Annotated in this window: 21 protein-coding genes; 15 read left to right on the top strand and 6 right to left on the bottom strand. The window is 67.1% G+C overall.

The genetic code is table 11. The features are described 5' to 3' along the window. The first annotated feature begins 174 nt into the window (after positions 1-174). The 9 genes from AC1RQK_RS33580 to AC1RQK_RS33540 all read left to right on the top strand — a co-directional run bounded on the left by AC1RQK_RS33580 (position 175) and on the right by AC1RQK_RS33540 (position 11,309). Positions 175-1,773 (top strand): 3'-5' exonuclease family protein, encoded by a 1,599-nt coding sequence (locus tag AC1RQK_RS33580; RefSeq protein ID WP_492813695.1) that lies wholly within the window; start codon positions 175-177, stop codon positions 1,771-1,773. Positions 1,774-2,060: 287 nt separating this feature from the next. Next, positions 2,061-3,584 carry an amidase gene (locus AC1RQK_RS33575; RefSeq protein ID WP_492813693.1) on the top strand — a complete coding sequence of 508 codons (1,524 nt, stop codon included), beginning with the start codon at positions 2,061-2,063 and terminating at the stop codon, positions 3,582-3,584. Between the two features lie 62 nt (positions 3,585-3,646). Further along, positions 3,647-4,990, top strand: coding sequence for an MFS transporter (locus AC1RQK_RS33570; RefSeq protein WP_492375715.1), 1,344 nt, complete (start codon positions 3,647-3,649; stop codon positions 4,988-4,990). 82 nt (positions 4,991-5,072) lie between these two features. Beyond that, positions 5,073-5,504: a hypothetical protein gene (locus tag AC1RQK_RS33565; RefSeq protein WP_492375716.1), complete on the top strand. Its 432-nt coding sequence runs from the start codon at positions 5,073-5,075 to the stop codon at positions 5,502-5,504. A gap of 468 nt (positions 5,505-5,972) precedes the next feature. Then, positions 5,973-6,968: an ABC transporter substrate-binding protein gene (locus AC1RQK_RS33560; RefSeq protein ID WP_492375717.1), complete on the top strand. Its 996-nt coding sequence runs from the start codon at positions 5,973-5,975 to the stop codon at positions 6,966-6,968. A gap of 49 nt (positions 6,969-7,017) precedes the next feature. Beyond that, complete coding sequence (locus AC1RQK_RS33555) at positions 7,018-8,055, top strand: aromatic ring-hydroxylating dioxygenase subunit alpha (protein ID WP_492813690.1); 1,038 nt, start codon at positions 7,018-7,020, stop codon at positions 8,053-8,055. Positions 8,056-8,100: 45 nt separating this feature from the next. Then, entirely contained in the window at positions 8,101-9,027 is a 927-nt protein-coding gene (locus AC1RQK_RS33550; protein ID WP_492813688.1) for an ABC transporter ATP-binding protein, read from the top strand. Between the two features lie 42 nt (positions 9,028-9,069). Further along, entirely contained in the window at positions 9,070-9,864 is a 795-nt protein-coding gene (locus AC1RQK_RS33545; protein WP_416051465.1) for an ABC transporter permease, read from the top strand. Then, positions 9,861-11,309: an amidohydrolase family protein gene (locus AC1RQK_RS33540; protein WP_492375720.1), complete on the top strand. Its 1,449-nt coding sequence runs from the start codon at positions 9,861-9,863 to the stop codon at positions 11,307-11,309. Before AC1RQK_RS33545 ends, AC1RQK_RS33540 begins: the two co-directional genes overlap by 4 nt. Positions 11,310-11,427: 118 nt before the next feature. On the opposite strand, the gene AC1RQK_RS33535 is transcribed toward AC1RQK_RS33540, so the two are convergent. Next, complete coding sequence (locus AC1RQK_RS33535) at positions 11,428-12,606, bottom strand: citrate synthase family protein (protein WP_492375721.1); 1,179 nt, start codon at positions 12,604-12,606, stop codon at positions 11,428-11,430. Positions 12,607-12,739: 133 nt separating this feature from the next. Between AC1RQK_RS33535 and AC1RQK_RS33530 the strand changes: the two genes are divergently transcribed. The 3 genes from AC1RQK_RS33530 (at position 12,740) to AC1RQK_RS33520 (ending at position 14,897) form a co-directional block, all read left to right on the top strand. Next, on the top strand, positions 12,740-14,140 hold the full coding sequence (locus AC1RQK_RS33530) for a CoA transferase (protein WP_492375722.1): 1,401 nt from the start codon (positions 12,740-12,742) through the stop codon (positions 14,138-14,140). Positions 14,141-14,235: 95 nt separating this feature from the next. Then, positions 14,236-14,508: a type II toxin-antitoxin system Phd/YefM family antitoxin gene (locus AC1RQK_RS33525; protein ID WP_492375723.1), complete on the top strand. Its 273-nt coding sequence runs from the start codon at positions 14,236-14,238 to the stop codon at positions 14,506-14,508. Beyond that, positions 14,505-14,897, top strand: coding sequence for a type II toxin-antitoxin system VapC family toxin (locus AC1RQK_RS33520; protein WP_492813685.1), 393 nt, complete (start codon positions 14,505-14,507; stop codon positions 14,895-14,897). The genes AC1RQK_RS33525 and AC1RQK_RS33520 overlap by 4 nt, the downstream gene beginning before the upstream one ends. Before the next feature lie 52 nt (positions 14,898-14,949). On the opposite strand, the gene AC1RQK_RS33515 is transcribed toward AC1RQK_RS33520, so the two are convergent. Next, positions 14,950-15,951, bottom strand: a complete 1,002-nt coding sequence (locus tag AC1RQK_RS33515; protein WP_492375725.1) for a Bug family tripartite tricarboxylate transporter substrate binding protein — start codon at positions 15,949-15,951, stop codon at positions 14,950-14,952. 276 nt (positions 15,952-16,227) lie between these two features. Between AC1RQK_RS33515 and AC1RQK_RS33510 the strand changes: the two genes are divergently transcribed. Together AC1RQK_RS33510 and AC1RQK_RS33505 are read left to right on the top strand one after the other, a co-directional pair. Further along, entirely contained in the window at positions 16,228-17,541 is a 1,314-nt protein-coding gene (locus AC1RQK_RS33510; protein WP_492813683.1) for an MASE1 domain-containing protein, read from the top strand. Further along, complete coding sequence (locus AC1RQK_RS33505; protein ID WP_492375727.1) at positions 17,538-18,773, top strand: alpha/beta fold hydrolase; 1,236 nt, start codon at positions 17,538-17,540, stop codon at positions 18,771-18,773. The genes AC1RQK_RS33510 and AC1RQK_RS33505 overlap by 4 nt, the downstream gene beginning before the upstream one ends. Here AC1RQK_RS33505 and AC1RQK_RS33500 read toward each other — a convergent pair. From AC1RQK_RS33500 to AC1RQK_RS33485, 4 genes are all read right to left on the bottom strand, one after another. After that, a complete protein-coding gene (locus AC1RQK_RS33500; RefSeq protein WP_492813703.1) occupies positions 18,770-21,097 on the bottom strand; it encodes a patatin-like phospholipase family protein in 2,328 nt (775 codons plus the stop codon). The two genes, AC1RQK_RS33505 and AC1RQK_RS33500, sit on opposite strands and share 4 nt — an antisense overlap. Before the next feature lie 411 nt (positions 21,098-21,508). After that, a complete protein-coding gene (locus tag AC1RQK_RS33495) occupies positions 21,509-22,981 on the bottom strand; it encodes an efflux transporter outer membrane subunit (protein WP_492813681.1) in 1,473 nt (490 codons plus the stop codon). Positions 22,982-22,987: 6 nt separating this feature from the next. After that, entirely contained in the window at positions 22,988-24,586 is a 1,599-nt protein-coding gene (locus AC1RQK_RS33490; protein WP_492813701.1) for a DHA2 family efflux MFS transporter permease subunit, read from the bottom strand. A gap of 4 nt (positions 24,587-24,590) precedes the next feature. After that, the gene (locus tag AC1RQK_RS33485) at positions 24,591-25,748 is read right to left on the bottom strand and encodes an HlyD family secretion protein (protein WP_492813679.1); all 1,158 of its coding nucleotides are present in this window, start codon (positions 25,746-25,748) and stop codon (positions 24,591-24,593) included. A gap of 90 nt (positions 25,749-25,838) precedes the next feature. Here AC1RQK_RS33485 and AC1RQK_RS33480 point away from each other — a divergent pair, with 90 nt between their 5' ends. Further along, positions 25,839-26,576, top strand: coding sequence for a CerR family C-terminal domain-containing protein (locus AC1RQK_RS33480; RefSeq protein ID WP_492813677.1), 738 nt, complete (start codon positions 25,839-25,841; stop codon positions 26,574-26,576). Positions 26,577-26,651: the final 75 nt, after the last annotated feature.

Below are 26,651 nucleotides of genomic sequence, written 5' to 3'. Positions count from 1 at the left end.
TGCTTTGCAGCGGTGTTTCGTGTTGCGAGGGGGCGAATCATAGGGGACCCCCTCGGCCTTGGCAAGCGTTTTCTTGAATTTGTTCAGAACGGTCTGTGACACGGTGATGAAGCAGGCTTCCATGCCCCTGCGCAGGGTCGCGCGGCTGCTACCTCAATCTATTAGAATCGACGGATGCCTGACCTTCCTATCTACCAGCCATCGCACCAGCCGGCGGATATGCCCCGGTATCTGGACGCGCAAGCGCTGGCAGCAGCACTTTCACGCCCGATTGTCTTTGTCGACCTGGAAACGACGGGCGCCGACGGCACCCGCGACCGTATTACCGAGATTGGCGTCGTGGAAGTGGGACCGGACGGTATTGTCGAATGGGACACCCTGATAGACCCGGGCATTGGCATCCCGCCCTTTATCCAGCAACTGACCGGAATCACTGACGACATGGTGCGCGGTCGGCCAAGCTTTGAGTCACTGGCGGAAACGCTCGCGGAGCGGCTGCAAGGCAAGCTCTTCGTGGCGCACAATGCACGTTTCGACTATGGCTTCCTCAAGAATGAGTTCCGCCGTGTCGGCGTCACCTTTCGCGCCGATGTCCTGTGCACGTTACGGCTCTCGCGCTCGCTGTTTCCCTCGGCCGCGCGCCACGGGCTGGATGCGCTGATCGCCCGGTTCGAGTTGCAACCCAAGGGCCGGCACCGGGCTCTCGCCGATGCCGAACTGTTGTGGCAATTCTGGCAGAAGGTCCACGAGCTCTACACGATGGACCTGGTCGAATCCGCAGTGCAGTCGCTGATCAAGCGGGCGAGCCTGCCCGCCGGGCTCGAAGAAACCGCACTGGACGACGTTCCCGACACCCCTGGCGTCTATCTCTTTTATGGCGACCAGGACATGCCTCTCTATATAGGGAAGAGCATCCACCTGCGCCAACGCATTGGCGCGCATTTCTCCGGCGATCATCGTGCCGCCCTGGAAATGCGGCTGGCGCGCGCGGTGCGCCACGTCGAATGGCGCGAGACTGGCGGTGAGGCTGGCGCACTGCTGCTGGAAGCGCACCTGATCAAGACGATGCAGCCGCTGCACAACCAGATGCTGCGCCAGAATGCAGGACTCTACGCGTGGGAACTGCCCCCCGGGCTGAGCGCGCCGATACTGCGCTCGGATCGCCACACCGATTTCAGCCGGCACCCTAATCTATATGGCGCCTTTCCCAGCCGGGCCAGCGCCCAGGCCCGGCTGGCAGAACTGGCCCAAACCCATCAGCTCTGCCAGGTCGCCCTCGCCCTGGAAAAAACCGCGCGGCGCGGCCTGCCCTGCTTCGCGCGTCAACTGCACCGCTGCCTGGGCGCGTGCACCGGCGACGAGTCCCTCGCAGCTCACCGCGAACGGGCGGTCACCGCATTGGCCAACCTGGCGATCCAGCCCTGGGCGTTCGCGGGTGCAGTGGCATGGCGCGAGCAGCACGGCGCCAAGGCGTGGTGGCATGTCCTGGAAGACTGGTGCTACCTGGGCTCGGTACCCACGCTGGAGGAGGCGCCAAGCTTGCTGTCCTCGCCCGCGCGCTTTGACCTGGACACCTATCAGATCCTGGCGCCACGGCTGCCGGCCTTGCTCGCCGCTGCCGTTCCGCTGGAAGCGGTGCGGCGATTCGAGCTGCAACCACCGGACGCGCCCCGGTCGAAAGCACAGCCGCAGACTGCATCGCCCACCCCGGCGCCCCACCGGCGCAAGCCACCAAGCCCAGACCAACAGACCTTGTCTTTCTTCGACCGCTAGGCGAGGCGACTGCTGACCAGCTAGCCCACAGATCACAAACGGTATACCAAATACCTCACAACTCGCGCACCGCCAAGGTGCGCGACGTCTAGCAATCCCTTCCCATGAGCCGCGAGTTTGTGCCGAAACCTGCTGCATTGCACCAGAACACGGCGAATTGCGGGCGCTCGAACATTTGCCTTGCTCTCGGCAATTCAATGAATATAGTATACCGATTCTAACGAAAAGCCCGATTCACCCCCAACCCTGGCGCCATAGCAACGGCCCCCACAATACGGAGCGAATGCGTGACGCGGCAAGACACAGCAAGCACCGACACCCAGCCGCCAGAGACGTGCTTCCTGCCAGTGTGGGAAGCCGCGGCGCTATTGGCCAAAGGCGACGCCAGCGCGCAGAACCTGGTGAACTGGTGCGAGGCAGCCTATGCCGCCTCGCATCGGGAGATCAACGCCCTCATCCTGGCGGATTTCACCGCCGCGCGCGCAGCAGCCGAGGCCAGCGACCAACGCCGGCGCCGCGGGGAGCCGCTTGGCTTGCTGGACGGTATTCCCTTCTCCATCAAGGAATCCTTCGACGTGGCAGGCTGGCCCACCACGTGCGGCAACCCGGCGCAGCGCCACAACATTGCCGCCAGCGACTCGGCCGTGGTCGAGCGCCTGCGCGCGGCCGGCGCGGTCCTGCTTGGCAAGACCAACGTGCCGATCGGGCTGCGCGACTGGCAAAGCTACAACGCCATCTACGGCACCACCCGCAACCCGCGCGACCTCAGCCGCACCCCGGGCGGTTCGTCCGGCGGCAGCGCCGCAGCGGTCTGCGCGGGCATGAGCTTCTTTGACGTGGGCTCCGACATCGGCTCGTCGCTGCGCAACCCGGCGCACTACTGCGGCGTGTTCTCGCACAAGAGCAGCCACGGACTGGTGCCGCTGCGCGGCCATGGCATCGGCCACGGCTACGGCGAGCAGGACATCAACGTGGCGGGGCCGCTGGCGCGCAGCGCGCACGACCTGGAACTGCTGCTGCGAGCGCTGGCTGGCCCGGACGGCATTGAAGCGCAGGCCTATCGCCTGACGCTGCCGCCCTGCGACAAGCGCGCGCTTGCCGACTTCCGCGTCGCCGTGCTGCCGAGCCATCCGCTGTGCGAGGCGGACGGGGAAGTCAGCGACGAAATCGAAAAGCTCGGCCGCTGGCTGGAGGGACAAGGCGCCCAGGTACGCTGGAACGCGCGCCCGGACTTCGATGCCTCGGCTCTCTGGCACACCTACGTGCTGATGCTGCGGGCTACCACGTCGATCCATATGGATGACGCTGGCTTCGATGCCGTGCTGGCCCGCGCCGCAGGCGCCGCGCCCGACGACCACGGCTACGCCACGCTGCAATTCACCGGCGCCGCCATCCGGCACCGGCAATGGCTGCAGTTGCAGCAAGCCCGGGCCACCTTCGCGCAGGCTTGGCAGCGCTTTTTTGGCGAGGTTGACGTGTTGCTGTGCCCGGCAGCCGCGACCACCGCCTTTGTGCTGGATGAAGCCGGCGAGCCGTGGCAGCGCATGCTCCAGGTCAATGGCCGGGCGCAACCGCTCACCAGCCAGTTGTTCTGGGCCGGGCACTCCGGCCTGTGCGGCCTGCCCTCGACGGTAGCGCCGATCGGCCCGGGCCGCAGTGGCCTGCCGGTGGGCGTGCAGATCGTCGCCGGAAGGTTCGAGGACCTGACCGCATTGCGCTTTGCCCAGTTGCTGGAAGCCGCGGGTTTTGCCTTCCGGCCACCGCCGGCCTCGGCTCAGTCCCAATCCCAATCCCGGTCCGACCCGGTGTAACGCGCACCGGCGCCAAAAAAACCAGCGCACCGCCCCCGAAGCAAAGACACGAAGGAGAGATCATGTTCACCTGGTTCAAGGATTTATCGACAATGGAGCGCAAGGGGTTTTACGGCGCGTTCCTCGGTCATGCGGTCGACGTGTTCGACTTCATGATCTATTCCTTCCTGATTTCAACGTTGCTCACCCAGTGGGGCATGAGCAAATCGGCCGCCGGCGCCATTGTCACCTGGACCTTGGTGTCCTCACTGGTGGGCGCCATCGGTGCGGGCGTCCTGGCTGACCGCTATGGCCGGGTGCGCGTGTTGCGCTGGACCATCGTGGTGTTCGCCGTTGCCTGCTTCCTGTGCGGGCTGGCCAACACCCCCGAGCAACTGCTGGCCTTTCGCATGCTCCAGGGCCTGGGCTTCGGCGGCGAATCCTCGCTGTGCATGGTGCTGGTGACGGAAATGATCCGCAACCCGGCGCACCGCGGCAAATACTCCGGCTTCACCGCCAGCAGCTACTCCTTCGGCTGGGGCGCGGCGGCCATTGCCTACGCCATCACCTTCAGCATCTTCCCGGCCGAAACCGCCTGGCGCGTCTGCTTCTTCATGGGCATCCTGCCGGCGCTGGTGGTGATCTACCTGCGCCGCAACCTGGAGGAGCCGGAAGTTTTCACCAAGAGCCAGGCCGAACGCGCCGCCGGTGGCGCCGGCAGCGGGCCCACCGCCTGGCAGCAGCTGGCGCGGCTCGGCCGCAGGCCGCTGCTGGGCAAGACCGTGCTGTGCAGCCTGCTGTCGGGCGGCATGCTGGGCGCCTACTATGCGATTGCCACCTGGCTGCCGACGTTCCTCAAGACCGAGCGCGGGCTGTCGGTGTTCGGCACCAGCTCCTATCTGGCGATGACGATCGTTGGCTCGCTGGTGGGCTATGTGGCCGGCGCCTATGCCACCGACCGTTGGGGCCGCCGCCTGACCTATATCGCCTTTGCCGCCGGCGCCTTTGTCATGGCGCTGGTCTATATGGTGATCCCGGTATCGAACACGTCGATGCTGTTCCTGGGCTTCCCGCTGGGCGTGCTGATGCAGGGCGTCTTCGCCGGCATCGGCGCCACCATCTCGGAGTCTTACCCCAATGACATCCGCGCCACGGGTTATGGCGTCTCGTACAACGTCGGGCGCGTGATCGGCTCGCTCTTTCCGCTGACGGTAGGCTGGCTCAGCACCGGCCGCACCTCGCTGCCACTGGCGATCGCCATCGTGGCCGGCGTCGGCTACATGATGGTGATGGGCGCCGCCTTGCTGCTGCCGGAAACCAAGGGCATGGACCTGGGCCAGGCCGGCGGCGATGACGACGGCGCGCACGAGCTGTCCCGGGATGCCAACAAGGCCGTGCTGGCGCCGACTGTGGGCAAGCCCGCATAAGGCGCCTGCGGCCGCTTGCGGCGAGGCCGGCGGCTAGGCTAGGCTGCACGGAGGGAGCATGCCTGCTCCCCCTGGAGTCGCCATGTCTGTCGTTCGCCGTCTCTCCATCTCCCCTCGCCTTTGGTTGACCCCACTCGCCGCCATCGCCCTGGGCGGCTGCGCAAGCGTCGAGCAATCCGCCATGCAGCGCATCCTGGATTCGTGGCAAGCCGCCCCGATCGAACAAGCCAAGGCACAGTGGGGCCCGCCGCAATCCGTGCAGGCCGTGCCGGGCGGCACCGCCTACTTGTGGACCGAGGAGGTGCCACCAGCGCGTGCGCCGGGCGGCGGCCCGCGCGATGCGCGCGCGCCCACGTCACCGGAGCCCCTGCTGGTGCCCGGCCTGTGCCATCGCCGCCTGATCGCTGGTCCCACTGGCCTGGTGATCGGTGGCGACTGGTCCGGCAACGCGTGCTGTGTCACCACCGCGCTAGGCCGCTGCAGCGGGCTGGTCAGGACCAGCACCAGCCCCTGATCGCACCGGCCACCGCGCCACTCACCGAATTGGTGCACATCGCGCGTCGAAGCAGGGGATCATGCACCAGTGCCACTCAGGGGCTTGCCACGATCCGGCGCATTTGGGGCGCGGCGTTCACCGCTGCCGTTGGCACACCTCTTGCTGAACAAACTATCGAGTAGAAGCGGTTAGCGCCGATGCGCCTCCCCCAGTGGGCAGGCGCATGCCGGCGCGGGACATTGCTCTCGCGACCATCCGGTCGCACGCCTGGCTGACTCGCATCGCGAGGCATCCGGGCGTTTGGATCCGGCCACCAGGCCGGGCACGAGAGAAAAGAGAGCGCCCACGATGTCCCCCATCTTCACGCCCTTATTCCATTTCGCGGACACATCTGCCGGCCATGGCGCCGCTTGCGTCCCGCGTCGTCGCCCGCCTGTCGCCGTGCCCATCCTGGTTTCCCCCGCAAACATCCGCACAGGAGCCCCCATGAAGACGCCTTCCCCATTGCGCCGCCTGTTGATTACCGGCGCCTGCGCCGCGCTGACGCTCGCCGCCATCCCCGCCCCCGCGCTAGCTGCCGATAAGGTGACGTTCCTCACCTCCTGGTATGCCCAGGCGGAGCATGGCGGCTTTTATCAGGCGGTAGCGAAAGGCATCTACAAGAAGTACGACCTCGATGTCACCGTGCGCATGGGCGGCCCGCAGGTCAATGGCATGCAGATCCTCACCAGCGGCCAGGCCGATTTCCTGATGGGCTATGACCTGCAGGTGCTCAAGAGCGTGGAGCAAGGCGTGCCGGTGACCACCGTGGCGACCTCCTTCCAGACCGACCTGCAAGGCATGATGACCCACGAGGACGTCAAGAGCCTGGCCGACCTGAAGAGCCGCACGGTGCTGGTCTCCACCTCGGGACGCACCACCTGGTGGCCGTGGCTCAAGGGCAAGTACAAGCTGGAGGAATCGCAGTCGCGCGTCTACACCTTCAACCTGCAGCCCTTCTTTGCCGATCCGCAATCGGCCCAGCAGGCGTATGCCTCTTCCGAAGTGTTCTCGGCCAGCAAGGCCGGTGCCAAGACGCGCTTCTTCCTGTTCGCCGACGATGGCTATCCGCCCTACGGCACCACCATCGTCGCCATGCAAAAGATGGTCAAGGAGAAGCCGGACGTGGTCGCGCGCTTCGTCAAGGCGAGCATGGAAGGCTGGAAGAGCTACCTGGCGGACCCCGCCCCGGCCAATGCGCTGATCAAGCAGGAAAACCCCAACATGAAGGACGACCAGCTCGCCTGGGGCGTGGACAAACTCAAGGAGTACCACATGGTCGGCGGTGGCGATGCGGCCCGCTACGGCATCGGCGTGATGACCGATGCACGCTGGCAGAAGACGCGCGACTTCATGGTGGGGGCCGGGCTGCTCAAGGCCGATACCGACTGGAAACAAGCCTACACCACGCAGTTCGTGAAAGACCTGAAGGTCATGCCCTGAAGCGCGCAGCTTCACCGTTCAAGCTCAACCCCATACAAGGATATTTGACATGCTGGTCACCCAACAGCCCGTATTGCGCCGTTTCTGGTATGCCCTGATGCCGATCTCGATGCTCGACGACGGCCCCAAGCCCTTTACCCTGCTGGGGGAGAACCTGGTGCTTTGGAAAGGCATCGACGGCAAGCCCGCGGCGCTGCAGGACCGCTGCTGCCACCGCACCGCACGCCTGTCCAAGGGCTGGGTCAACGAGCGCGGCGACATCGTTTGCGGCTACCACGGCTGGGAATACAACTGCTCGGGCAGCTGCGTGCGGATTCCGCAGGCGCCGGACAACGCCATTCCTTCTGGCGCGAAGGTGCAGGCCTATCACGTGCAAGAGAAATACGGCTACGTGTGGGTGGCGCTGGACGATCCGCTGCGGCCCATCCCCGATTTCCCCGAGGATGGCGACCCCACCTACCGCCGCATCTTCCAGTTCTACGAGAAGTGGAACACCAGCTCGCTGCGCGTGATGGAGAACGCCTTCGACAACTCGCACTTCAGCTTCGTGCACCGCGCCAACTTTGGTTTGTCCGAGCAGCCCAAGCCGCAGAAGTACGAGCTGCAGCAGCGCGAGTGGGGCTTCGAGGCGGAGACGCTGGTGCCGATCCGCAATATCGAGGCGGGCCACCGTGTTACCGGCACCACCGAGCCGATCACGCATCGCCATATGTTCAACCGCTGGGACCTGCCGTTCACGCGCCGCTTCGGCTGCACCTATCCGGCCAGCGGGCGCCATCACATCATCTACAACTGCGCCACGCCGATCGACGACAAGAGCGTGATGCTGTCGCAATGGCTGTACCGCAATGACAGCGAGGAAGACTGCTCGACCCAGGAGCTGATCGACTGGGACGCGCCCATCGTCGCCGAGGACCGCGACATCCTGGAAGCCACCGACTACGACGCCTGCGTGGACACGCGCCGCCGCGTTGAATTCCATATGGAATCCGACAAACCCGGCTTGCTGATGCGCAAGATGCTGATGGAACTGTTCACCCGGCATGGCGAGAAGGAGACCTTCCGCATTCCCGTGGTTCGCGCTTAGGCCGGACTTCGGATAGTCCCCGAACCATTCCATACGGAGACAGCCATGAGCGTCCTCTTTCGCAGTGCCACGCAAGCCCGCGCTGCAGCCCCGAGCTCCGGCGGCCTTGCGCCCAACGCCGGCGGCGAGCCCGCTGGCACCAGCCGGCGCGATGCCGACGCGCCACTGCTGTTCGCCAACCAGATCGAGAAGACCTATCCCAACGGCACCGTGGCGCTGGAGCGCGTCAAGCTGGCGATCAAGCCCGGCGAGTTCGTCTCGCTGCTGGGGCCGTCCGGCTGCGGCAAGAGCACCTTGCTCAAGCTGTTTGCCGGATTGGAGGCGCCGTCGGCGGGCCATATGCGCTGGTGGGGCAACCCCGCCCTTCCGAGCGGAACGAACGCCGGAACGAACGGCGCCACCAACAGCGCAGGCCGCACGCTGGCGATGGTGTTCCAGGAGGCCACGCTGATGCCGTGGGCACGCGTGGCCGACAACGTGCGGCTGCCGCTGGACCTCGCCCGCATGCCGCGCGCCGACGCCGACGAACGCGTGCGGCGCGCGCTGGCGCTGGTGGGGCTGGGCCGCTTCGCCGCGGTCTATCCGCGTGAGCTGTCGGGTGGCATGCAGATGCGCGTGTCGATCGCGCGGGCGCTGGCGACCAACCCGGACCTGCTGCTGATGGACGAGCCCTTCGGCGCGCTCGACGAGTTCACCCGCAACAAGCTCGACGCCGACCTGCGCGCGCTCTGGGCCGAGCGCGGCCTGACAGTGGTCTTCGTCACCCACAGCATCTATGAGGCGGTCTACCTGTCGAGCCGCGTGGTGGTAATGGCGGCGCGGCCGGGCCGCGTAATTGCCGACGTGGCCATCGAGGGCCCCGAAGTCCGCGATGAGGCCTTCCGTGTTTCGCCCGCCTTCATGCAGTACTGCGCGCAGTTGTCGGCGCTGCTCGCGCAGGCCAACACCGGCGTCGACCCCAACGAGCACTGAGCCCGGCAGCAGCATCGATCCCACAAACAACAAGGAGCCCCCATGAATCCCCCGCTACTGTCGCGCCCCGCCGTACAGCGCGTGGCCGCCCCGCTTGCCGTCGGCGTGCTGCTGTTGCTCGCCTGGCAGGCGACATGCACTGTGCTCGCCGTGCCCGCGTACCTGGTGCCCACGCCCACCGCCATCGGCCATGCGCTGGTGGAAGACTGGAGCCTGCTATGCGGCTCGCTATGGGTGACGCTGCGCATCACCATGCTGGCCTTTGCGCTGGCCGTGGTAGTTGGCACCGCCGCGGCGTTCATCTTCGTGCAGAGCCGCCTGATCGAAGCCAGCCTGTTTCCCTACGCGATCCTGCTGCAGGTCACGCCGGTGGTAGCGATCGCGCCGCTGATCATCATCTGGGTCAAGCAGCCGACGCTGGCGCTAGTGATCTGCGCCACCATGGTGGCCGTGTTCCCGATCATCTCCAACACGGTGCTGGGCCTGCGCAGCGTCAACCCCGGCTTGCTCAACCTGTTCCGCATCAACCGCGCGAGCCGCTGGGATACCTTGCGCCGCCTGCGCATTCCCAGCGCGCTGCCGTATTTTTTCGGTGGCCTGCGGATATCTTGCGGCCTCGCGCTGATCGGCGCGGTGGTAGCGGAATTCGTGGCGGGCACCGGCGGCACGGGCGCGGGGCTGGCTTACCAGATCCTGCAGGCGGGCTTCGCCCTCAATATCCCGCGCCTGTTCGCCGCGCTGTTCCTGATCACGCTGACCGGCGTCGCATTGTTCGGCGCCATGGTGGTGGTATCACGCATGGCACTGTCCCATTGGCACGAAAGCGAGCTGGCATGACGACCAACACCATCCTGATCCGCAATGCCACCGCCATCCTGACCGGCCTTCCTGGTAACGATAAGGGTGGGGGCGAGGGTGAAGGCGAACGCCATGCCGGCCCGGACCTGCGCGTGGCCGGCGGCACCATCGAGGCCATCGGCAAGCTGGCGCCGCGCCCCGGCGAACAAGTCATCGATGCCACCGACTGCGTGGTCTACCCGGCCTGGGTCAACACCCATCATCACCTGTTCCAGTCACTGCTCAAGGGCGATCCGCCGGGGCTGAACCTGACGCTCACGCCGTGGCTCGGCGCTACGCCTTACCGCTTCCGCGCCGCATTTGACGAAAGCACCTTCCGGCTTGCCGCCCGCATCGGCCTGATCGAACTGGTGCGCAGCGGCTGCGGCACGGTGGCTGACCACAACTATCTCTACTATCCCGGCATGCCCTACGACAGCTCGGCCATCCTGTTCGAGGAAGCCGAGGCGCTGGGGCTGCGCTTTGTGCTGTGCCGTGGCGGCGCCACCCGCACGCGCCAGCTGGAGAGCGAACTGCCGCAGGCGTTGCGCCCCGAAACGCTCGACCAGTTCCTGAGTGATTGCGAACGGCTCACTGCGCGCTACCACCAGCCCGCGCCGGATGCGATGCGCCGCGTGGTGATGGCGCCTACCACGCCGCTCTACTCCATGTCGCCCGAGGAGTTGCGCACCTGCGCGCGCACCGCGCGCCGGCTTGGCATCCGGCTGCACAGCCATTTGTCGGAGACCGTGGAATACCAGAACGCCGCGCGAGACAAATACCAGACGACACCCGTGGCCTTCTGCGGCGAGCACGAGTGGCTGGGCCGCGACGTTTGGTTCGCCCATCTGGTAAAACTGGGCACGGACGAAATCCGCCAGCTCGGCGCAACCGGCACAGGTATCGCGCACTGCCCGCAGAGCAACGGCAGGCTGGGCAGCGGCATTGCGAACATCCCGGCGCTGGAAGCCGCTGGCGTGCCGGTGTCGATCGGGGTGGACGGCGCCGCCTCCAACGAAGCGGCCGACATGATTTCCGAAACGCATGCGGCGTGGCTGCTGCAGCGCGCGCGGCGAGGCCATGGCGCCCGCCCACGCGCCGAGGGTGGCGACCATGAGGGCGGCGCCGACGCCGCGCGTGTGGAAGACGTCGTGCGCTGGGGCACGGCGGGCGGCGCGGCGGTGCTTGGCCTGGATGCGGTGGGCACGTTGCAGCCGGGCAAGGCGGCCGACCTCGCCATCTACCGGCTCGACGACCCGCGCTGCTTTGGCCTGCACGATCCGGCCATCGCCCCCGTGGCCAGCGGTGGGCGGCCGGCTCTGCGCGCGCTGCTGGTGGCTGGCCGCGTGGTGGTGGAGCATGATGCGATTCCGGGGCTGGACCTTGGCGAGCTTGGCGCTGCCGCGCGCGACGCAGTGCTGCGCTTGCAGCAGCGCGCCGCATAACCCGCGGCGCCACGTCGTTGATGCAGGAAGGCGCGAACCGGCAGCGGATTTTTTCTTGAGCCTGGCGCTCGTGGGGCTGATCGGCCTGCGGTTCGCCGAAACTGAGGCTTGATCCAGGCTAGCCGGGGCGCGGGCCGACGTACGCGGCACGCGGGCGGATCAGCTCGGCATCGGCACGCTGCTCCAGCGCGTGCGCGATCCAGCCGATGGAGCGGCCAAGCGCGAACATGCCGAAGGCCGCGCCGGGCGGCAGCCGCAGATGCCGGCGCAGCGCCACCAGTGCAAAATCGATCGATGGCCGCTGCCCCAGCAGCGCGAAAGCGTCGTCGATGATCGCTTGCCATTGCGGGTGATGCGGGAGTATCCGCGCCAGCAGGCCGGCGGCGCGGATGTCGCCGGCGGGGTAGAGATGATGGCCAAACCCCGGCAGGTTCTCGCCGCGGGCAAGCCGCTCGCGCAGCTTCGATGCGGGCGGCGCCTCGCCGAGCTCGTCCCAGAGAGCCTCCACGCGGGCGGTGGTCCCGCCATGCAGCCCACCGGTCAGCGCGGCCAGGCCCGCGACCACGGATGCGCGCAGGCTGGCGCCGGTGGACGCCACGCAGCGGGCCGTGAAGCTCGACGCGTTCAGCTCATGGTCCGCGCAGAGCACCAGCGCCATGCGGATCAGGTCCGCGCCTTCTTCGCCCACCTGCCAGGCGCTGGCGCATTGTCGATGGACCGGCGCGCTGGCGGGCGCCGTGTGCAGCAGGCAGGCCGCCAGCAGACGCACCAGCACGCCGCAGCCTTCGGCAAGGCGTTGCGGTGACCTTTGCCACTGCGCCGTGGGGTCGTCTTCGCTGGCGATGGTAAACAGCGGCAGCAGCGCCGCCTCGCTGCGGCGCCCGGAGAAGGCCGCCTGCATTGCCGCGAGGTGCGCCGGCGCAAGCGGCGCTGCGCCAAACGCCGCGTCCTGGGGGCACTGCCACAGCAATGCGGCCACCGCTTCCACGGTGTCCGACGCGGCCAACGCAACGGCATCCATGCCCCGGTAGTAGAGCCGCCCGTCCTCAATCAAGGTGATCCCCGATTCCAGCACCGGCAGACCCCAGCTCAGCGTGGCCTTGGCCACCTCGCGAGGCTTGCGGCCGCGCGTGCGCTGGCCAGCCAGGCGCGCAACGTCGTCGGCGAGATAGCGGCTTTCGCGGTGGGTTTCGCTATCGTGCGCGTGCAGCAAGCCACGGCTGACATAGGCATAGAGCGTCTGGCGGGACACGCCAAGCTGGGCGGCGGCTTCGGAGGAAGTCAGGTAGCGGGGCACGGGCGACGAAATCGATCAATAGGTTGATTAAGTTAATCAATATTGACTATTAAAACAAGGAGCCTATGCTGCAAAGCACGAATTCCCGACCCACCCCAACGGAGAACGCACCATGCCCGGCCCCGGAGAATCCATGCTTTCAGCCACGAGTCCCACGACAGCCGTCACCCCTTTCCTTGGTGAGATCTGGCGCAGCGTGCACGGGGACGCCGCGTGGCTCGAGCACATTGCCGTGGCCGGCACCGGTCACTTGCCCGCGGTCTTCCCCGTCACCGCCCTGGCCACCGCCGCCGTCGGCGCAGCCGCCCTGGCCATTGCCGAGTTGATCCACCGGGCCTGCGGGCATGCGCCGCATGTCCAGGCAGATCAACGTCTCGCTTCGCTATGGTTCGGCACTTCGCTGCGGCCACAGGGCTGGGAATTGCCGCCGCAATGGGATCCCGTTGCCGGCGACTACCGGGCCAAGGACGGCTGGATCCGTCTTCACACCAACGCCCCACATCACCGCGACGCTGCCCTCGCCGTGCTTGGCGTGGCGGCGCAAGCGGACAAGGCCGCCGTTGCCCGGGCCGTATCCGGATGGGAAGCCAGCGCGCTGGAAGCCGCCATCGTCGAGAACGGCGGCTGCTCGGCGGCCATGCGCACCGAGGCCGAATGGGCAGTCCATCCGCAGGGGATCGCCGTCAACAGCGAACCGCTGATGCACTGGACGACGTGCGCTGCTGGGCTTCGGCCAGCCTGGGCCATCACCCCGGATCGCCCGTTGCGCGGCATCCGCGTGCTGGACCTGACCCGGATCCTGGCGGGTCCGGTGGCCACCCGCTTCCTGGCCGGCTTCGGCGCCGATGTGCTCCGCATCGACCCACCCGGCTGGGAAGAGCCAGGCACAGTGCCGGAAGTGGTGCTCGGCAAGCGCTGCGCCCGGCTCGACCTGAAGAGCGCGGCGGACCGGCAGGTGCTGGAGCAGTTGCTGAGCCAGGCCGACGTGATGGTGCACGGCTACCGTCCCGAAGCCCTGGCGCGGCTTGGACTGGACGCGCGGCGGCGCCGCGAGATCAATCCCGCGCTGGTGGATGTGTCGCTCGATGCCTATGGCTGGAGCGGGCCGTGGAAGGGCCGGCGCGGCTTCGACAGCCTGATCCAGATGAGCACCGGCATTGCCGATGCGGGCATGCGCGCCGCAGGCCTGGACCATCCCAAGCCGCTGCCGGTGCAGGCCATCGACCACGCGACCGGCTACCTGATGGCAACAGCGGCCATCCGCGGGCTGGCGCAGCGCCTGGCGACCGGCGCCGGCTGCGAGGTGCGGGCCTCGCTGGCGCGCACGGCGCATCTTTTGGTGACGGGCGCGCAAGACGAAGCATCCCTGTTCCCGCCTGAAGCCCCGGCGGACCTGGCAGAAACGATTGAAGCGACTGCCTGGGGACCTGCGCGACGGCTCAGGTCCCCAGCAACTGTGCAGGGTGCGCCAATGGTGTGGGACCGTCCAGCGGACAGGCTGGGCGCGTCGCTTGCGCAGTGGTCCCTAAACTAACTGCTGGCCTGTGGCCGACCTTGATAGGGGCGTTGCCTTGCCTTGTCGGCCAGACTATACTTAGCCAACTGAATTAGCTAAGTCAGGATGACCACATGCTCACGATCAACATGCACGAGGCCAAAAGCCAATTGTCACGGCTAGTGGAGTCGCTGGAAAGCGGGGCGCAAGATGTCATTGTCATTGCGCGCAATGGCAAGGCCGCCGCCAAGCTGGTGCCCATCGGCGAGCCGGACGTTTCCAGGAGAATCGGCGGCGGGCTTGCGCTGCTCGGCCAGTTTCCGTCTGTCAGCCTGGAAGAATGGAATGCACTCGATGCAGACGTGGCATCGCTCTTTGAGAACGGGACAGAGAGTGACCACTCGTGAAGGTGCTGCTCGACACGCATATCGCTATCTGGGCGAGCCTGAACGATCCACGTCTGTCGGCCAAAGCCCGGTCGATGATCGCGGAGCCTTCCAATGAGATTTATGTGAGCGCTGCCAGCGTGTGGGAGATATCCATCAAGGCAGGGTTGGGAAAGCTGGACATGGTCAACGGTGGCCAAGCCGCCGCTGTTTTCCGCTTGTGCGGCTACAAACTCCTCGACGTCACTGCCGCCCACGCGGGTGCGGTGGACAATCTGCCGGCCTTTGCCAACCACAAGGACCCATTCGATCGCATGCTGGTTGCACAAGCGCTGCAGGAGGCCATGGTGCTGCTCACCGACGATGCCAGGCTGCCGCAATACCACCCGATCCTGATCGTCGCCGCCTGAGCCCAGCCGCGCATCGGCCTTTTGCCACACCGGCCGATGCGTCAGGGCGCGCTTAGTCGATCTTCGCGCCCGAAGCCTTGATCACCTGTCCCCAGCGCTTCTGCTCGGCGGCAATGGTCTGGCCGAAGGCCTCCGGGCCCTGCCAGGCTGCCTCGGCGCCTTGCTGCTCCAGCTTGGCGCGGGTATCGGCCTCGCCCAGCACGGCCTGCAGCGCGCCAGACAACTTGGCCACCACCTCCTTGGGCGTGCCCGCGGGCGCCAGCATGCCGTAGAAGCCGACCACCTCGAAGTTCTTCAGCCCGGCCTCTTCCATGGTCGGCACGTCAGGCAAGGCGGGCGAGCGATGCTTGGATGTCACCGCCAGCGCGCGCACCTTGCCGGCCTTGATGTATTGCGTGAACAGCGGGATCGAGTCGGCCATCATCTGCGCCTGGCCGCCCATCACATCGGTCAGAGCCGGGGCGCTGCCCTTGTAGGGAATGTGGACGATAAACGTGCCGCTGGCCTGCTTGAACATCTCCGGCATCAGGTGGGAAATGCCGCCGTTGCCGCCCGAGGCAAAATTCAGCTTGCCGGGATTGGCGCGCGCATAGCCAATGAATTCCTTGAGGTTGCGGGCCGGCACGTTGTTATTGACCACCATGACCAGCGGAATCAGCGCGGTGCGGGCCACCGGCGCAAAATCCCGCGGCATCACGTACGGCAGCTTGGGATAAAGCGCGCCATTGATGGCCATCTGGCCGGTATTGGCCAGCAGCAGCGTGTAGCCGTCCGGCGCGGCTTTGGCGACGGAATCCGAGCCGATGTTGCCGGCCGCGCCAGCCTTATAGTCCAGCACCACTGACTGCCCCAGGATCGGCTGCAGCTTCTCGGCGAGGAGGCGGGCGTGAGTGTCGACCGGGCCACCCGGCGGGAAGCCCACCACCAGGCGGATCGGCTTTTCCGGCCACGCGGCGGTGGCTGGGGCTGCGCCCAGTGCCAGCGGCAGCGTGGCGCAGGCCAGCAGCACCGGCAAGCCGGGCAGGAATCGGTTATTTAATGTGTACTTCGCCATCAGGTCTTTTCTCCTCGTTTATATTGCGGCCTTGCGTTGCCGGCGCGCGCCGGGGCGAGTCCTGGCCGGACTCGTGGCCGGACACCCGCGAACACCCTTAATTGTGACGATTTTATTACATGGCGCCATGCTAGAAATCCCTGTGCAGGCTTATGATGCCCCTGCCCGGCCGCGCCATTGCGTCAGCCGCTTGCCGGCCTGGCGCGTTCAGATAACGGCTGGCCGCTGCGCGCCGGCCTCGCATCCGTGCCCGGGCATCAGCCAAGGAAAGCCAACGTGAAACCAACCAACCGAGCCGTCGTCCTGTTTTTGTGGGCGGCACTGTACTTCTGCTCCGGCTACATCTCGCACAAGCTGAACGGCCCGTTCTCCGCCACTGGCTATATCTGGCTGCCGGCCGGCGTGACCGTGGCCGCGTTCATGCTGACGCCGATGCCGCGCTGGCTGCCAGTAGGGCTGGCGTTCTTCGCCGCGCAGATGCTGCTGGGCTGGGTGGAGGGACGCGACACGCTGCGTCTGATGCTGTTCTCGCTCGACGAGATCGGCTTTGCGGCAGTAGGTGTGGCGCTGGTCAGGCGCACGCACTTTTCGCTCGAAGGGCTGGCCTTCGTGCGCGGCTTGCTGATCGCCGGGGTGGTCAGCAGCGCAGCCAGCGCCGCGGTGGGCGCGGGCTGGTTCACGATCATGCAGGACGTGCCGTTTTGGCGCACCGCGCGCGTCTGGGCCGCGGCCGACCTGGTGGGCGTGCTGATCGTCACGCCGGTGCTGGCGGGCTGGTCGCGCTTTCGCGCCATGCGCTCAGGCGGCATGAGCGGCGGCGATTTCCTGTTCGGCCTGGGCGCGTTCGCCGCGCTGGTGCTGACCACCTTCTTTATCTTTGACAACAAGAGCCTGGGCCCGCTGCCTGCCGGCGTGGTGTTTGCGCTGACCTATATCCCCCTGTTCTTCGCCGCTGTGGTGACGCTGCTGTGGGGGGGCCGGGGCGGCTCCGTGGCGGTGGCGATCCTGGCGCTGTTCGTGCTGGTCAATACCGGCCAGGGCGATGGCCCGTTCGCCGAAAGCGCGGCCCACCATGGCCGCTCGCTGATGGAGGCCCAGCTATACCTGGCCGTGGCCGCCTTGCTGACGCTGCTGATCAGCACGCTGCGCACCAGCCGCGAGCAACTGCACCTGCAGTCGGCGCAGCGCCAGAACGATGTCAAGCTGGCGCTCGCGGCCAGCGGCCAGCTGGTCTATTGCCTGGACCCGCGCAGTGGCACGCTGCGCTGGAGCGGCGACGTGGAGCGCTCGCTGGGGGTGCGAGAAGATACCTTCGGCAATCTCGACAATGTACTGGCTCACGTGCATGCCGACGACCGGTCCCGGGTGCGCGACCGCTGGCTGCGCGAAAGCGACGGCGACGGGGGTGGCGACGGGGGTGGCGCAGCCCGTACCGACCTGCTCTTTCGCCTGATGCTGCCCGCGGGCGACTGCACCATGGTGCTGGATATGAGCAGCCCGCTGCTGGACGGCGACGAGACCGTGGCGGTCATTGCCGGCGCATGGCGCCTGCAAGGCGCGGCTGTGATCGAGGAGCGCGACGCAGCATGACGGCTCTCAAGGGCAGCGGCACGGGGGCCCTGCTCATCCATGGCTTGGGCGGCACGCAGTTCGACCTCGGCCCGATGCACAAGGCCCTGCGGCGCGCCGGGGTGGAGACCCACGCGGTGACGCTGCCAGGACACGCAGGCACGCCCGAGGACCTGGTGCCCGTGCGGGCCGAGCAATGGCTCGACACCGTCACGCAGGCATACGATGAGCTGGCCGGGCAGTACGAAACCTTTCACATCATGGGCATGTGCCTGGGCGGGCTTCTGGCCCTGGCGCTGGCCGAGCGCCGCCAGCACACCAAGGGCCGGCTGATCGCGCTGGCGGCCCCGGTCTACATCGACGGCTGGTCCACGCCCTGGTACCGCGCGCTGCGGCACCTGGTCTATCACATCCCCACGCTGCCAGCGCGCATGCGGGTGGAGGAAGACGAGCCATTCGGCATCAAGAACGACCTGGTGCGCGCCATCGTCAAAGCCAAGTTCGAACGCGGCGACAACTTCCACTACCGCTGGGTGCCGCTGGCCTGCATCCGCCAGGTGGACCGGCTGCGCGGCTGGGTGCTCAACGGCGCCCACCGCATCGCCTGCCCCACGCTGGTGGTGAACGCGCGCGAGGACGAGCTGACCAGCCTGCGTTCGGCCGACTTCCTCGAAGCCACGGTCCCCGACGTGCGCAAGGTGGTGGTGGAAAACAGCTATCACATGATCTGCGTGGACAACGACCGCGAGCAGGTGGTCAGCAACGTGCTCGAGTTCCTCGGCTTCGACCCCGCACAGGCGCGCCGCCCGGCGCGGGCCAGGGTGGAGGTGCCGATGACCGAGGAAGCCGTCGCCACCGTGGTGAACGAATACCTGCAAGCCCTCACCAGCGGACAGTTCGAAGCGCTGTTCCCGCTGCTGGAGCCCGGCGTGCGCTGGCGCCACCAGGGCGAGCATCCGCTGGCGGGAAGCTATGACGACCGCGACGCCGTCATCGACATGTTTGCCAAGCTGGAAGCAATCGCCGGCAAGACGGTACGCATCGCCGTCACCGCACCGCCGCGCATCGAGGGCGCCACGGCGCAGATCGACGTCGCGGCCTCCTCCGTCATGCATGGCGAGGCCCGGCACAGCCAGGGCACGCAAACCCTGCGCATGCGCAACGGGCGCATCTCCGCAGTGACCTTCCGGCCGGCCGACAGCGCTGATAACGCGGTGAGCGCCACCGAGCCCCTGCCGGCGCCCGCGGGCTAGAACACGCGGCCTAGCTGCAGGTACAGGTTCCACACCCCGTTCGGCGCTGCGGCAAAGCCGAAGTACAGCGGGCCAATGGCGCTGTTGCCGCCGATGAACAGGCTGGCGCTGGTCTTGAACGGCCCGTTGCCGAAGTTCTTGCGCCGCAGCCAGACGTCGCCAGCCTCCAGGCTGGCGCCCACCACGGTGGTGCGCAGCCCGGGCAGGATGAACTCGCGCAGGTCGTTCAGGTATGTCATGCGCCCGTACAGCAGGTAGTTGCCGGAGAACTGGTCCTGCGCGTAAGCGGAAAGATGCTGGAAGCCGCCCAGCGTGAAGCCAAGCCCGCCGCTGACGCTGTTGTCGCTGCGGTGATCGCCATAGGTGGCCGCGGCCTCCGCCGCCAGGTTCAGCGTGTGGCGGCCGTAGCTGGTGGCCCAGAGCGCCTTGGCGTGGGCATCGTTGAAGCGATTGTCGGTGCCACCGAAGGCCAGCTCGTTGGTCGCCAGCAGATAGTAGCCGGTGCGCGGGAAGAGCGGATCGTCGAGCTGGTCGATGGTGAGCTGGGCACGCATGGTGGGCTGGCGCACACGGGCCTGGGAGAATAGCCGGCCGGTACCGATGGGCAGGTTATAGACGGCCGAGTAGTTGACCTGCTGGTAGTTCACGCCCGCCCGGAACTCGCCCAGCCGGCCCAGCGGCACACCCAGGTCCAGGCCCGCGACGGCCGTGTCGATCCGAAAGGCGGTGATCGGGTCGGTATTGCGGTTGGGCGCGGTGTCGCCATAGAGATCGACGCGCTTGCGCCCGTATTCCACATAGGGCGCGACATAGAAGCCAAGCCGGTCGAATACCGGCTGGCGCAGCTCGGTGTGCCACTTGGCCTGGGTGCTGCCCAGCACGATGTCATTGCGCCACTCCAGCCCGCCGGGCGTGATCCACGGATACCGATGCCCCAGTTGCAGGTTGAACCCGCCCTGGCCATTGAAGGTGTTAGACACGCCGAAGCCGAACAGCAGGAACTGCGGGCCCCAGGATTTCTGCTGCGCCTCGACCTTCAGCACATTGCGCCCGTCCTCCGTGACCATCTCCTGCGTCACGCTCTCGAAATCGCCCGAGGTGGAGAGCTGCGCCATCTCGCGGTTAAGCGTGACCGCGTCGTAGGTGTCGCCTTCATTTACGCCCAGGTACTTGCGCACGAAGCTGGCCGGAATGCGGCCGTGCGACCGGATCTGGATGGCATCGATGCGCACCGGGCCCGCCACCGCCTGGCTGCCCTTGCGCGCCGCCAGGTAGCTTTGCCAGGCGTCCGCCGGCAGCGTCAGCGACGCGAGCTTGGGCTCGGCCGCCAGCACCGCGTTCCAGCCGCCCTGGATGCCGTCGTTAGCGCGCGAGAAGTCGGTGAAGGACAAGTCACCCAGCTGGGGCTCGATCAGCACGTCGCCCGGCCTGAGCAGCGCCTTTTGCGTGGCCACGTTCTGGTTGGTCAGGATGGTGACCATCTGCTGCGTCACCGCCGCCGGCGAGTCCAGGCTCTCGGGGTCATCCAGCGGCGAGGCGATATTGACCGCGATGATCACGTCGGCGCCCATGTCGCGCGCGAGCTGCACCGGCAGGTTGCTGACCAGCCCGCCATCGACCAGCACGCGCCCGTTCACCTTGATCGGCGCGAACAAGCCCGGCACGGCCACGCTGGCGCGGATGGCCCGCGGCAGCGATCCGTGGTCCAGCACGACAGGAGCGCCGGTGCCCAGGTCGGTGGCAATGGTGCGAAACGGCGTCGGCAGCTTGTCGAAGGCGTCGTCGGCCGGCAGATGCGGGGTCAGGTTCTGCAGCAGCGCCAGCAGGCGGTTGCCTTGGACCAGGCCGGTGGGCAGCTTGATCTTGCCGTCACCGTAGCCGGCCGAAATGCCAATCGGATACTGGAGATCGTCCTCGCGCTGCGCCTGCGGCAGTTCGGCGCGCTCGTTGCGGTCGAAGGCGATATCGCTCAGGTTGATGTGCGACAGCTTGGCCTCCAGCTCGCCAGCCGACAAGCCGCTGGCGTACAAGCCGCCCACCACGGCACCCATGCTGGTGGCCGCGATGCAGTCGATCGGCACATGCATTTTCTCCAGCGCCCGGATCACGCCGATATGCGCGTAGCCGCGCGCGCCGCCCCCGGACAGCACCAGGCACACGCGCGCTCGCTTGCCCGGCACGGCTGGGGGGGCGGCTTCCTCGGCAACTTCGGTGGCGGCGTCGGTGGCAGCATCGGCGGCGGATTGCCTGGCCGGCTGCGCAGGGTGATCCGCGGCCCTGGCGGGCTGCGGCGCCAAGGCTAGCGCCGCCAATGCAAGCAGCATCGGCAGCACCTGACAACCGGACACCAGCGTGCGCAAGCGGCGCGCGATGCATGATAGAGAGCGGGACATGGACAAACCTGGACAATCCGCGGCAAGACGGGACAACACGGTGAAATCGCCGCGCAGAGTTGGCGGGGAAGGTCGTCACGATAGGGCAATTGCCCGTGCTTGAACAGCGGCGCATGTACCAGCGGAGTGCCGGTTACCTAACCTGCGGGGCAGTCGCTGACCCCCGGCGCCATGCTGCCGCGCGGGTTAGCCGTGCAAGCCCTCGGCGCAGAGCAGTTTGATCCACAATTTAGCGGGGCGGGTAAACGTATGCTGAATACAACAAAGTACAACAAAGGGAACGTGACGGACTGAAACGCTACGGCCGCCCGCGCCTGCCTGCGGGGACGGGCGCCGTCCGTCCTAGCCCTCGTTCTGCCAACCCAGCCCCAGAGCCTTTTGCAAGGACACGAAGTCCTTGATCAGGCTGGCATCGCCGGCGATCCGATCCTGCTGCGCACGTACCCGGGTGCGTTCGACATCCAGCCAGTCAAGCATGCTGGCCGTACCGGCGCGGTAGCGCTGCTGGGTCAGCACGGCGGCGCGCTCGGCGGACGCCTCCACCCGGCGCAGCAGGACCACGTTCTCGCGCTGGTGCCCGTAGCGGGACAAGGCCACATCGGCATCGCGCAGCGCCTTCAGGACCACGCTCTCGTACCTTGCCTCGGCATTGTCGCGTCCTGCCTGCGCACCGTCCACGCTGGCGGCAACCCGGCCGAAATCCAGCGCGTTCCACTGCAGCCGCGGCAAGGCGAGCCAGGTGGCGTTGTCCTTGCGGACCAGGTGACCGGGGTCCATCGCGCTGTAGCCCAGGGAGCCGAACAGCGACAGCTTGGGGAACCAGTCAGCCTTGCTAGCGCCGATCTGCGCGTTCTGCGAGGCCAGGGTACGCTCCGCCGCGCGGATGTCCGGCCGCGCCTTGAGCAGTGCGGCTGGGTTACCGACGGACACCGTAGCCGGCAACGTGGGCAATGGCCGTTGCGGGCCGAGTTCGCCATCCAGTGCGCCGGGGGCGCGCCCCGTGAGTACGGCGAGTTCATCGAACGACTCCGTGATCTGCGCCTCGATGGGCGCGATCTGCGAGCGGGTGCCCTCCACCTGGGTCAGGAGCCGCTCCACTTCCAGCGCCGATGCCACCCCGCGTTCGCGCCGTTGCTGCGTCAGCTCCAGCATGTCGGCTTCGAGCTTTTCCGAGGCGCGCAGGTGCGTCAGGCGCGCCTGCTGCTCGCGCAGGCCGATGTAGGCTTGGGCGACCTCGGCTGCCAGTTGCACGTGGGCGTCCGCGAGCTGTTCGGCGGAAGCGTCCGCCTGCGCCGCGGCCGCCTCGATGGCACGCCGCGTCCCGCCAAACAGATCGATCTCCCAGCTGGCATCGAAGTTGGCAAGATAGAGCGCCAATGGTCCGCGGCCGCCAGACGTCGCGCCACCGGAAAACGACGACAAATTCGGCGAGCGCGTGCGCAGCGTGGCGGCGGTTGCCCCCACCTTGGGGAGTGCATCGGCTTGCTGCCCGCGCAGGCCGGCACGCGCCTGCCGCACGCTGGCCTGCGCTGCACGAATGTCCGGGCTATGCGCCAATGCGGTTTCTATCAGTGCATCCAGTTGGGGATCGCCCAGCGCGCGCCACCAGGTTGCGACGCGCGGCGCGGCCGGCTCGGTACTGTGCGGGGCATGGGGAAATGCCGTGGCGCGCATGGCGTCGGCCGCGACTTCAGGCGCGCCGTGATAGTCAGGCCCGACCGCGCAGCCACTCATGGCAAACGCCAGCGCGGCACTGAGGGAGACCGTGCGCAGCCGGCCAGGGCCCGGCAGCGTATTTGATTTGATGTCGTGCATGATCGATCAATGACCGGAGGACACCGGCGTGCCGGCACCCGGTTGCTTGAGAAGGAAGGCCAGCGGCACGCATAGTAGCAGCGCGATGCCCAGCACAAAGAAGGTCTCGGAGAAGGTGATGACGGCCGCCTGCCTGGCGATCTCCCCGGCCATCTGTGCCATGGCCTGGAGCTTCGCATGCGCCATATCGCCGTGCTGCGCGAAAAAGCCCGCCGCGCTGGACGAGATGTGTTCCTGCCCGATCGCGCTGTTGGCGCTGACCGATTCACGGATCACGGCGTCGTGATACGTATTGCGGCGGTCGATCAGCGTGCCGAGCAGCGCGAGCCCGACCGAGCCGCCCAGGTTGCGGGCCATGTTGTACAGGCCAGCCGCGTCGCCCGCCTCATGGGTGGCGACAGCCGCCATCGATGCCTGGTTGAGCGGCATCATCGCCAGGATCTGCCCGAAGCCGCGCAGGATCTGCGAGCCGATGAAGTCGTGCCCGACGCTTTGCGTGGTGAGCGAGATATCCAGCATGCAGCTGCCGAAGAAACACAACAGCCCGGTGATGACGAGCCAACGGCTATCGAACTTGCCAAGCATGCGGGGCAGGATCGGCATCATCAGGAATGCCGGAAGACCGGAGAGCAGCATGATCGAGCCCGCCTGCTCCGCGTTGTATCCGGCGATGGTGGCGAGGAACTGCGGCAACAGGTAGGACACGCCATAGAGCCCGGCGCCGACGGTTGAGACAATCAGGATGACGCTGGCGTAGTTTTTGTTGAGCAGCAGCCGCAGCCGCACGATCGGCGTGTTCGCCGTGAACTGGCCAACGACCATCATCAGGATGCCGGCCGCGGAAAGCAGCGATAGCCATGCGATCGTCGGCGATTCAAACCAGCGCTCGCGCTGCCCCTCCTCCAGCACCACCGTGAGCGAGCTCAGGCCGATGGCCAGCCCCGCGATGCCGAGCCAGTCCGCCTTGACGAACGCCTGCAGGTTCGCGCGCTCCGGCTTCAGGCCAAGATAGAGCAGCGTCACCAGCGCCACCGAGATCGGCAGGTTCAGGAAAAAACACCAGCGCCAGTCGGCGTTCTCGGTCAGCCAGCCGCCAACCACCGGGCCGAGCAATGGGCCGAGCAGGACGATCAGGCCGAACGCCGACATGCCGATCGGCATCTGGTGCCGGGGCAAGCGCGTGCGAATGATGGTCTGCGCGGTCGGGATCATGGCGCCGCCGGCGAAGCCTTGGCCGATGCGGCCGATGACCATCGCGGCCAAGCTGTGGGATAGCCCGCACATCATCGAGAACGCGGTGAAGAGGATCGCGTTCCACATCAGGAAGCGCCGCAGCCCGAACACGCGCGTGAGCCACGCGGCGAGCGGGATGATCACGATCTCCGACATCAGGTAGCCCGTGGAGATCCACGTGCCCTCCGTGCCCGCGGCGCCGATCTGCCCCTGGATCTGCGGCAACGCCGAGTTGGTGATCGAGATATCGAGCGTGGCGAGCAGCGCGCCGAGCGCGCCGGCCGCAACCGCGATCCAGTCAGCGGTGGAAGCGTTGGGCACTGCGGGCGCGGATGCCGGGTTGCCCCCGGACACGCCGGCACCGGACCGCAGCGCCTTAGCCACGCGCGCCCCCGGCCGGAGCGTGCGCTTGCGTGGGCGCCGCGTGGCGCGTATCGACCTCCACCGTCACCGACAGCCCCGGCACCAGCGCCCTGCGCGCCTCGCCCGACACGTCCAGGTGAATGCGCACCGGCACGCGCTGCACGATCTTGGTGAAATTGCCGGTGGCGTTCTGCGCGGGCAGCAGGGCGAACTGGGAGCCCGTGCCGGGCGACAGGCTTTCGACGGTGCCGTGCAGATCGGCATCCGGCAGCGCGTCGACATGGATTGTCACGGGCTGGCCCGGCATCATGTGGCCGACCTGCGTTTCCTTGAAGTTGGCGCTCAGGTAGAGATCCTGCAGCGGCACGATCGTCAGCAGGCGCGTGCCCGGCTGCGCGAACTGCCCGACGCGCACGGCGCGATCCGCGACGCGGCCGGCCAGGGTGCTGCGCACCAACGTATCCTGCAGGTCGAGCTGGGCGCGGCGCGCGCTCGCCTCGGCCACCGCCAGTTGCGCGCGTGCCTGTTGCAGCTTTGCCTGCAGCGTGAGCGTCTGGCTCTGGGCCGCGCGCAAGGCGGCCTCGTTCGCTTGCCGCGTCGTGGCAGCACGTGTCTGCGCGTTGCGCAACTCCGCGCTCCGCTCCTCCGTCTCGGCGCCCGACTTGACCAGCGGCGCATAACGATCCACCTGCGATGCCGCGTAGCGCACATTGGCCCGCGCTCCGTCGAGTTCGGCACGGGCCTGCGCGATAGTGGCCTGCTGCTGTGCAAGGTCCGCCTCGCTACGCGCCACGTCGGCCTGGCGCGAGGCAACGGTCGCCGTGGCCTCGTCCAGCGCTGCCTGGTACTGACGGCTGTCGAGCCTTGCCAACGCCTGCCCGACAACGACCGCCTGGTTATCGCGCACCAGGACTTCAGCCACATAGCCGCTCACCTTCGGCGCCACCGTCACGCTGTCGGCCTGCAGATAGGCGTCGTCGGTGGTTTCCATAAAGCGGCCCACCGTCCACCAGTGCCCGCCCCAGGCCGCCGCCCCCGCCAGCGCGCTGCCAGCCAGGAAAAGCAGCACCGTGCGGCGGCGATGGCGCACCGCAGGCTTCGCTGGGGTTGACGTGGCTTCGCCTCGCAACAGAGGGTCGGCTGGCGAATCGGCGGGCGCGGCGGTAGACATGGGGGCTCCAAATTATTCCAAACGGCACAATTATTCCAGTCGGACAAATTGTGTCAAGTGATATATTTCTCCCCTGGCACGATCTCAAGGATGGCGACGAATCCCATGGCACGACACCGACCGGCCGCCGAAGGCGGCTACCAGCGAGGCGAGGAAACGCGCCTGCGCATCGTCGAGGCGGCGCTGCGACTCTTCGGGGAACGGGGATTCGAGGGGGCGTCGACGCGCGACATCGCGAAAGAGGCCGGCGTCAATGCGCCTGCGCTGCAGTACTACTTCGACAACAAGGAAGGGGTCTACATTGCCTGCGTGGAGCACTTCGTCGCACGCGTCTGGGAGTACCTGGCCGCGCCGGTGAGCGCGGCGCAAGCGACATTGGCCAACCCCGACGCCGATGACTCGGACTTGATCGAAGCCTACATGGGACTCCAGGGCTGCTTCGTCTCGTTCCTGAGCGACTCACCCGAGGCGCGCGACTGGCAACTCTTCATGGCGCGCGAACGCGCGGGCCTTGGTCCGCCGTCGGCCTTCGCGGTGATCGACGAACGCCTCAACCGCCGCTTGTTCCCCGTGACCGCGTCGATCATCGGCCGGCTGACCGGACGCAAGCCGACCGATGATGTGACCAAGATCCGGACCATCGCGATAGACAGCCAGGTTGCCGTGTTCCGCATGTTTCGCCGGAACGTGCTCAGCGCCCTCGAATGGGAAACGATTGGCCCTAAAGAGATGGCCCAGCTTGGAGACGTGATTTTCGAGCAGACGAGGGTGCTGCTGCTGGCCTTTGTCGCGGCGCGCGACGCGCAGCAAGGCGCCGTCCGCGGCTAAAGCCAGCAGGCAGCGAGCGGGCCGTTGCGCGAAAGCCGGTAGCGAACGCCGGAAACGAACGCCGCGCGCTACCCT

It is taken from the genome of Cupriavidus sp. GW822-FHT02D05, assembly GCF_058802485.1.
This window is presented reverse-complemented; position numbering and strand designations above follow the sequence as displayed.

Coding starts and splice junctions, on each gene's coding strand:
- AC1RQK_RS33580 (WP_492813695.1), top strand. CDS start 175: ATGCCTGACCTTCCTATCTACCAGCCATCGCACCAGCCGGCGGATATG.
- AC1RQK_RS33570 (WP_492375715.1), top strand. CDS start 3,647: ATGTTCACCTGGTTCAAGGATTTATCGACAATGGAGCGCAAGGGGTTT.
- AC1RQK_RS33565 (WP_492375716.1), top strand. CDS start 5,073: ATGTCTGTCGTTCGCCGTCTCTCCATCTCCCCTCGCCTTTGGTTGACC.
- AC1RQK_RS33560 (WP_492375717.1), top strand. CDS start 5,973: ATGAAGACGCCTTCCCCATTGCGCCGCCTGTTGATTACCGGCGCCTGC.
- AC1RQK_RS33555 (WP_492813690.1), top strand. CDS start 7,018: ATGCTGGTCACCCAACAGCCCGTATTGCGCCGTTTCTGGTATGCCCTG.
- AC1RQK_RS33550 (WP_492813688.1), top strand. CDS start 8,101: ATGAGCGTCCTCTTTCGCAGTGCCACGCAAGCCCGCGCTGCAGCCCCG.
- AC1RQK_RS33545 (WP_416051465.1), top strand. CDS start 9,070: ATGAATCCCCCGCTACTGTCGCGCCCCGCCGTACAGCGCGTGGCCGCC.
- AC1RQK_RS33540 (WP_492375720.1), top strand. CDS start 9,861: ATGACGACCAACACCATCCTGATCCGCAATGCCACCGCCATCCTGACC.
- AC1RQK_RS33530 (WP_492375722.1), top strand. CDS start 12,740: ATGCTTTCAGCCACGAGTCCCACGACAGCCGTCACCCCTTTCCTTGGT.
- AC1RQK_RS33525 (WP_492375723.1), top strand. CDS start 14,236: ATGCTCACGATCAACATGCACGAGGCCAAAAGCCAATTGTCACGGCTA.
- AC1RQK_RS33515 (WP_492375725.1), bottom strand. CDS start 15,951: ATGGCGAAGTACACATTAAATAACCGATTCCTGCCCGGCTTGCCGGTG.
- AC1RQK_RS33505 (WP_492375727.1), top strand. CDS start 17,538: ATGACGGCTCTCAAGGGCAGCGGCACGGGGGCCCTGCTCATCCATGGC.
- AC1RQK_RS33500 (WP_492813703.1), bottom strand. CDS start 21,097: ATGCTGCTTGCATTGGCGGCGCTAGCCTTGGCGCCGCAGCCCGCCAGG.
- AC1RQK_RS33495 (WP_492813681.1), bottom strand. CDS start 22,981: ATGCACGACATCAAATCAAATACGCTGCCGGGCCCTGGCCGGCTGCGC.
- AC1RQK_RS33485 (WP_492813679.1), bottom strand. CDS start 25,748: ATGTCTACCGCCGCGCCCGCCGATTCGCCAGCCGACCCTCTGTTGCGA.
- AC1RQK_RS33480 (WP_492813677.1), top strand. CDS start 25,839: ATGGCGACGAATCCCATGGCACGACACCGACCGGCCGCCGAAGGCGGC.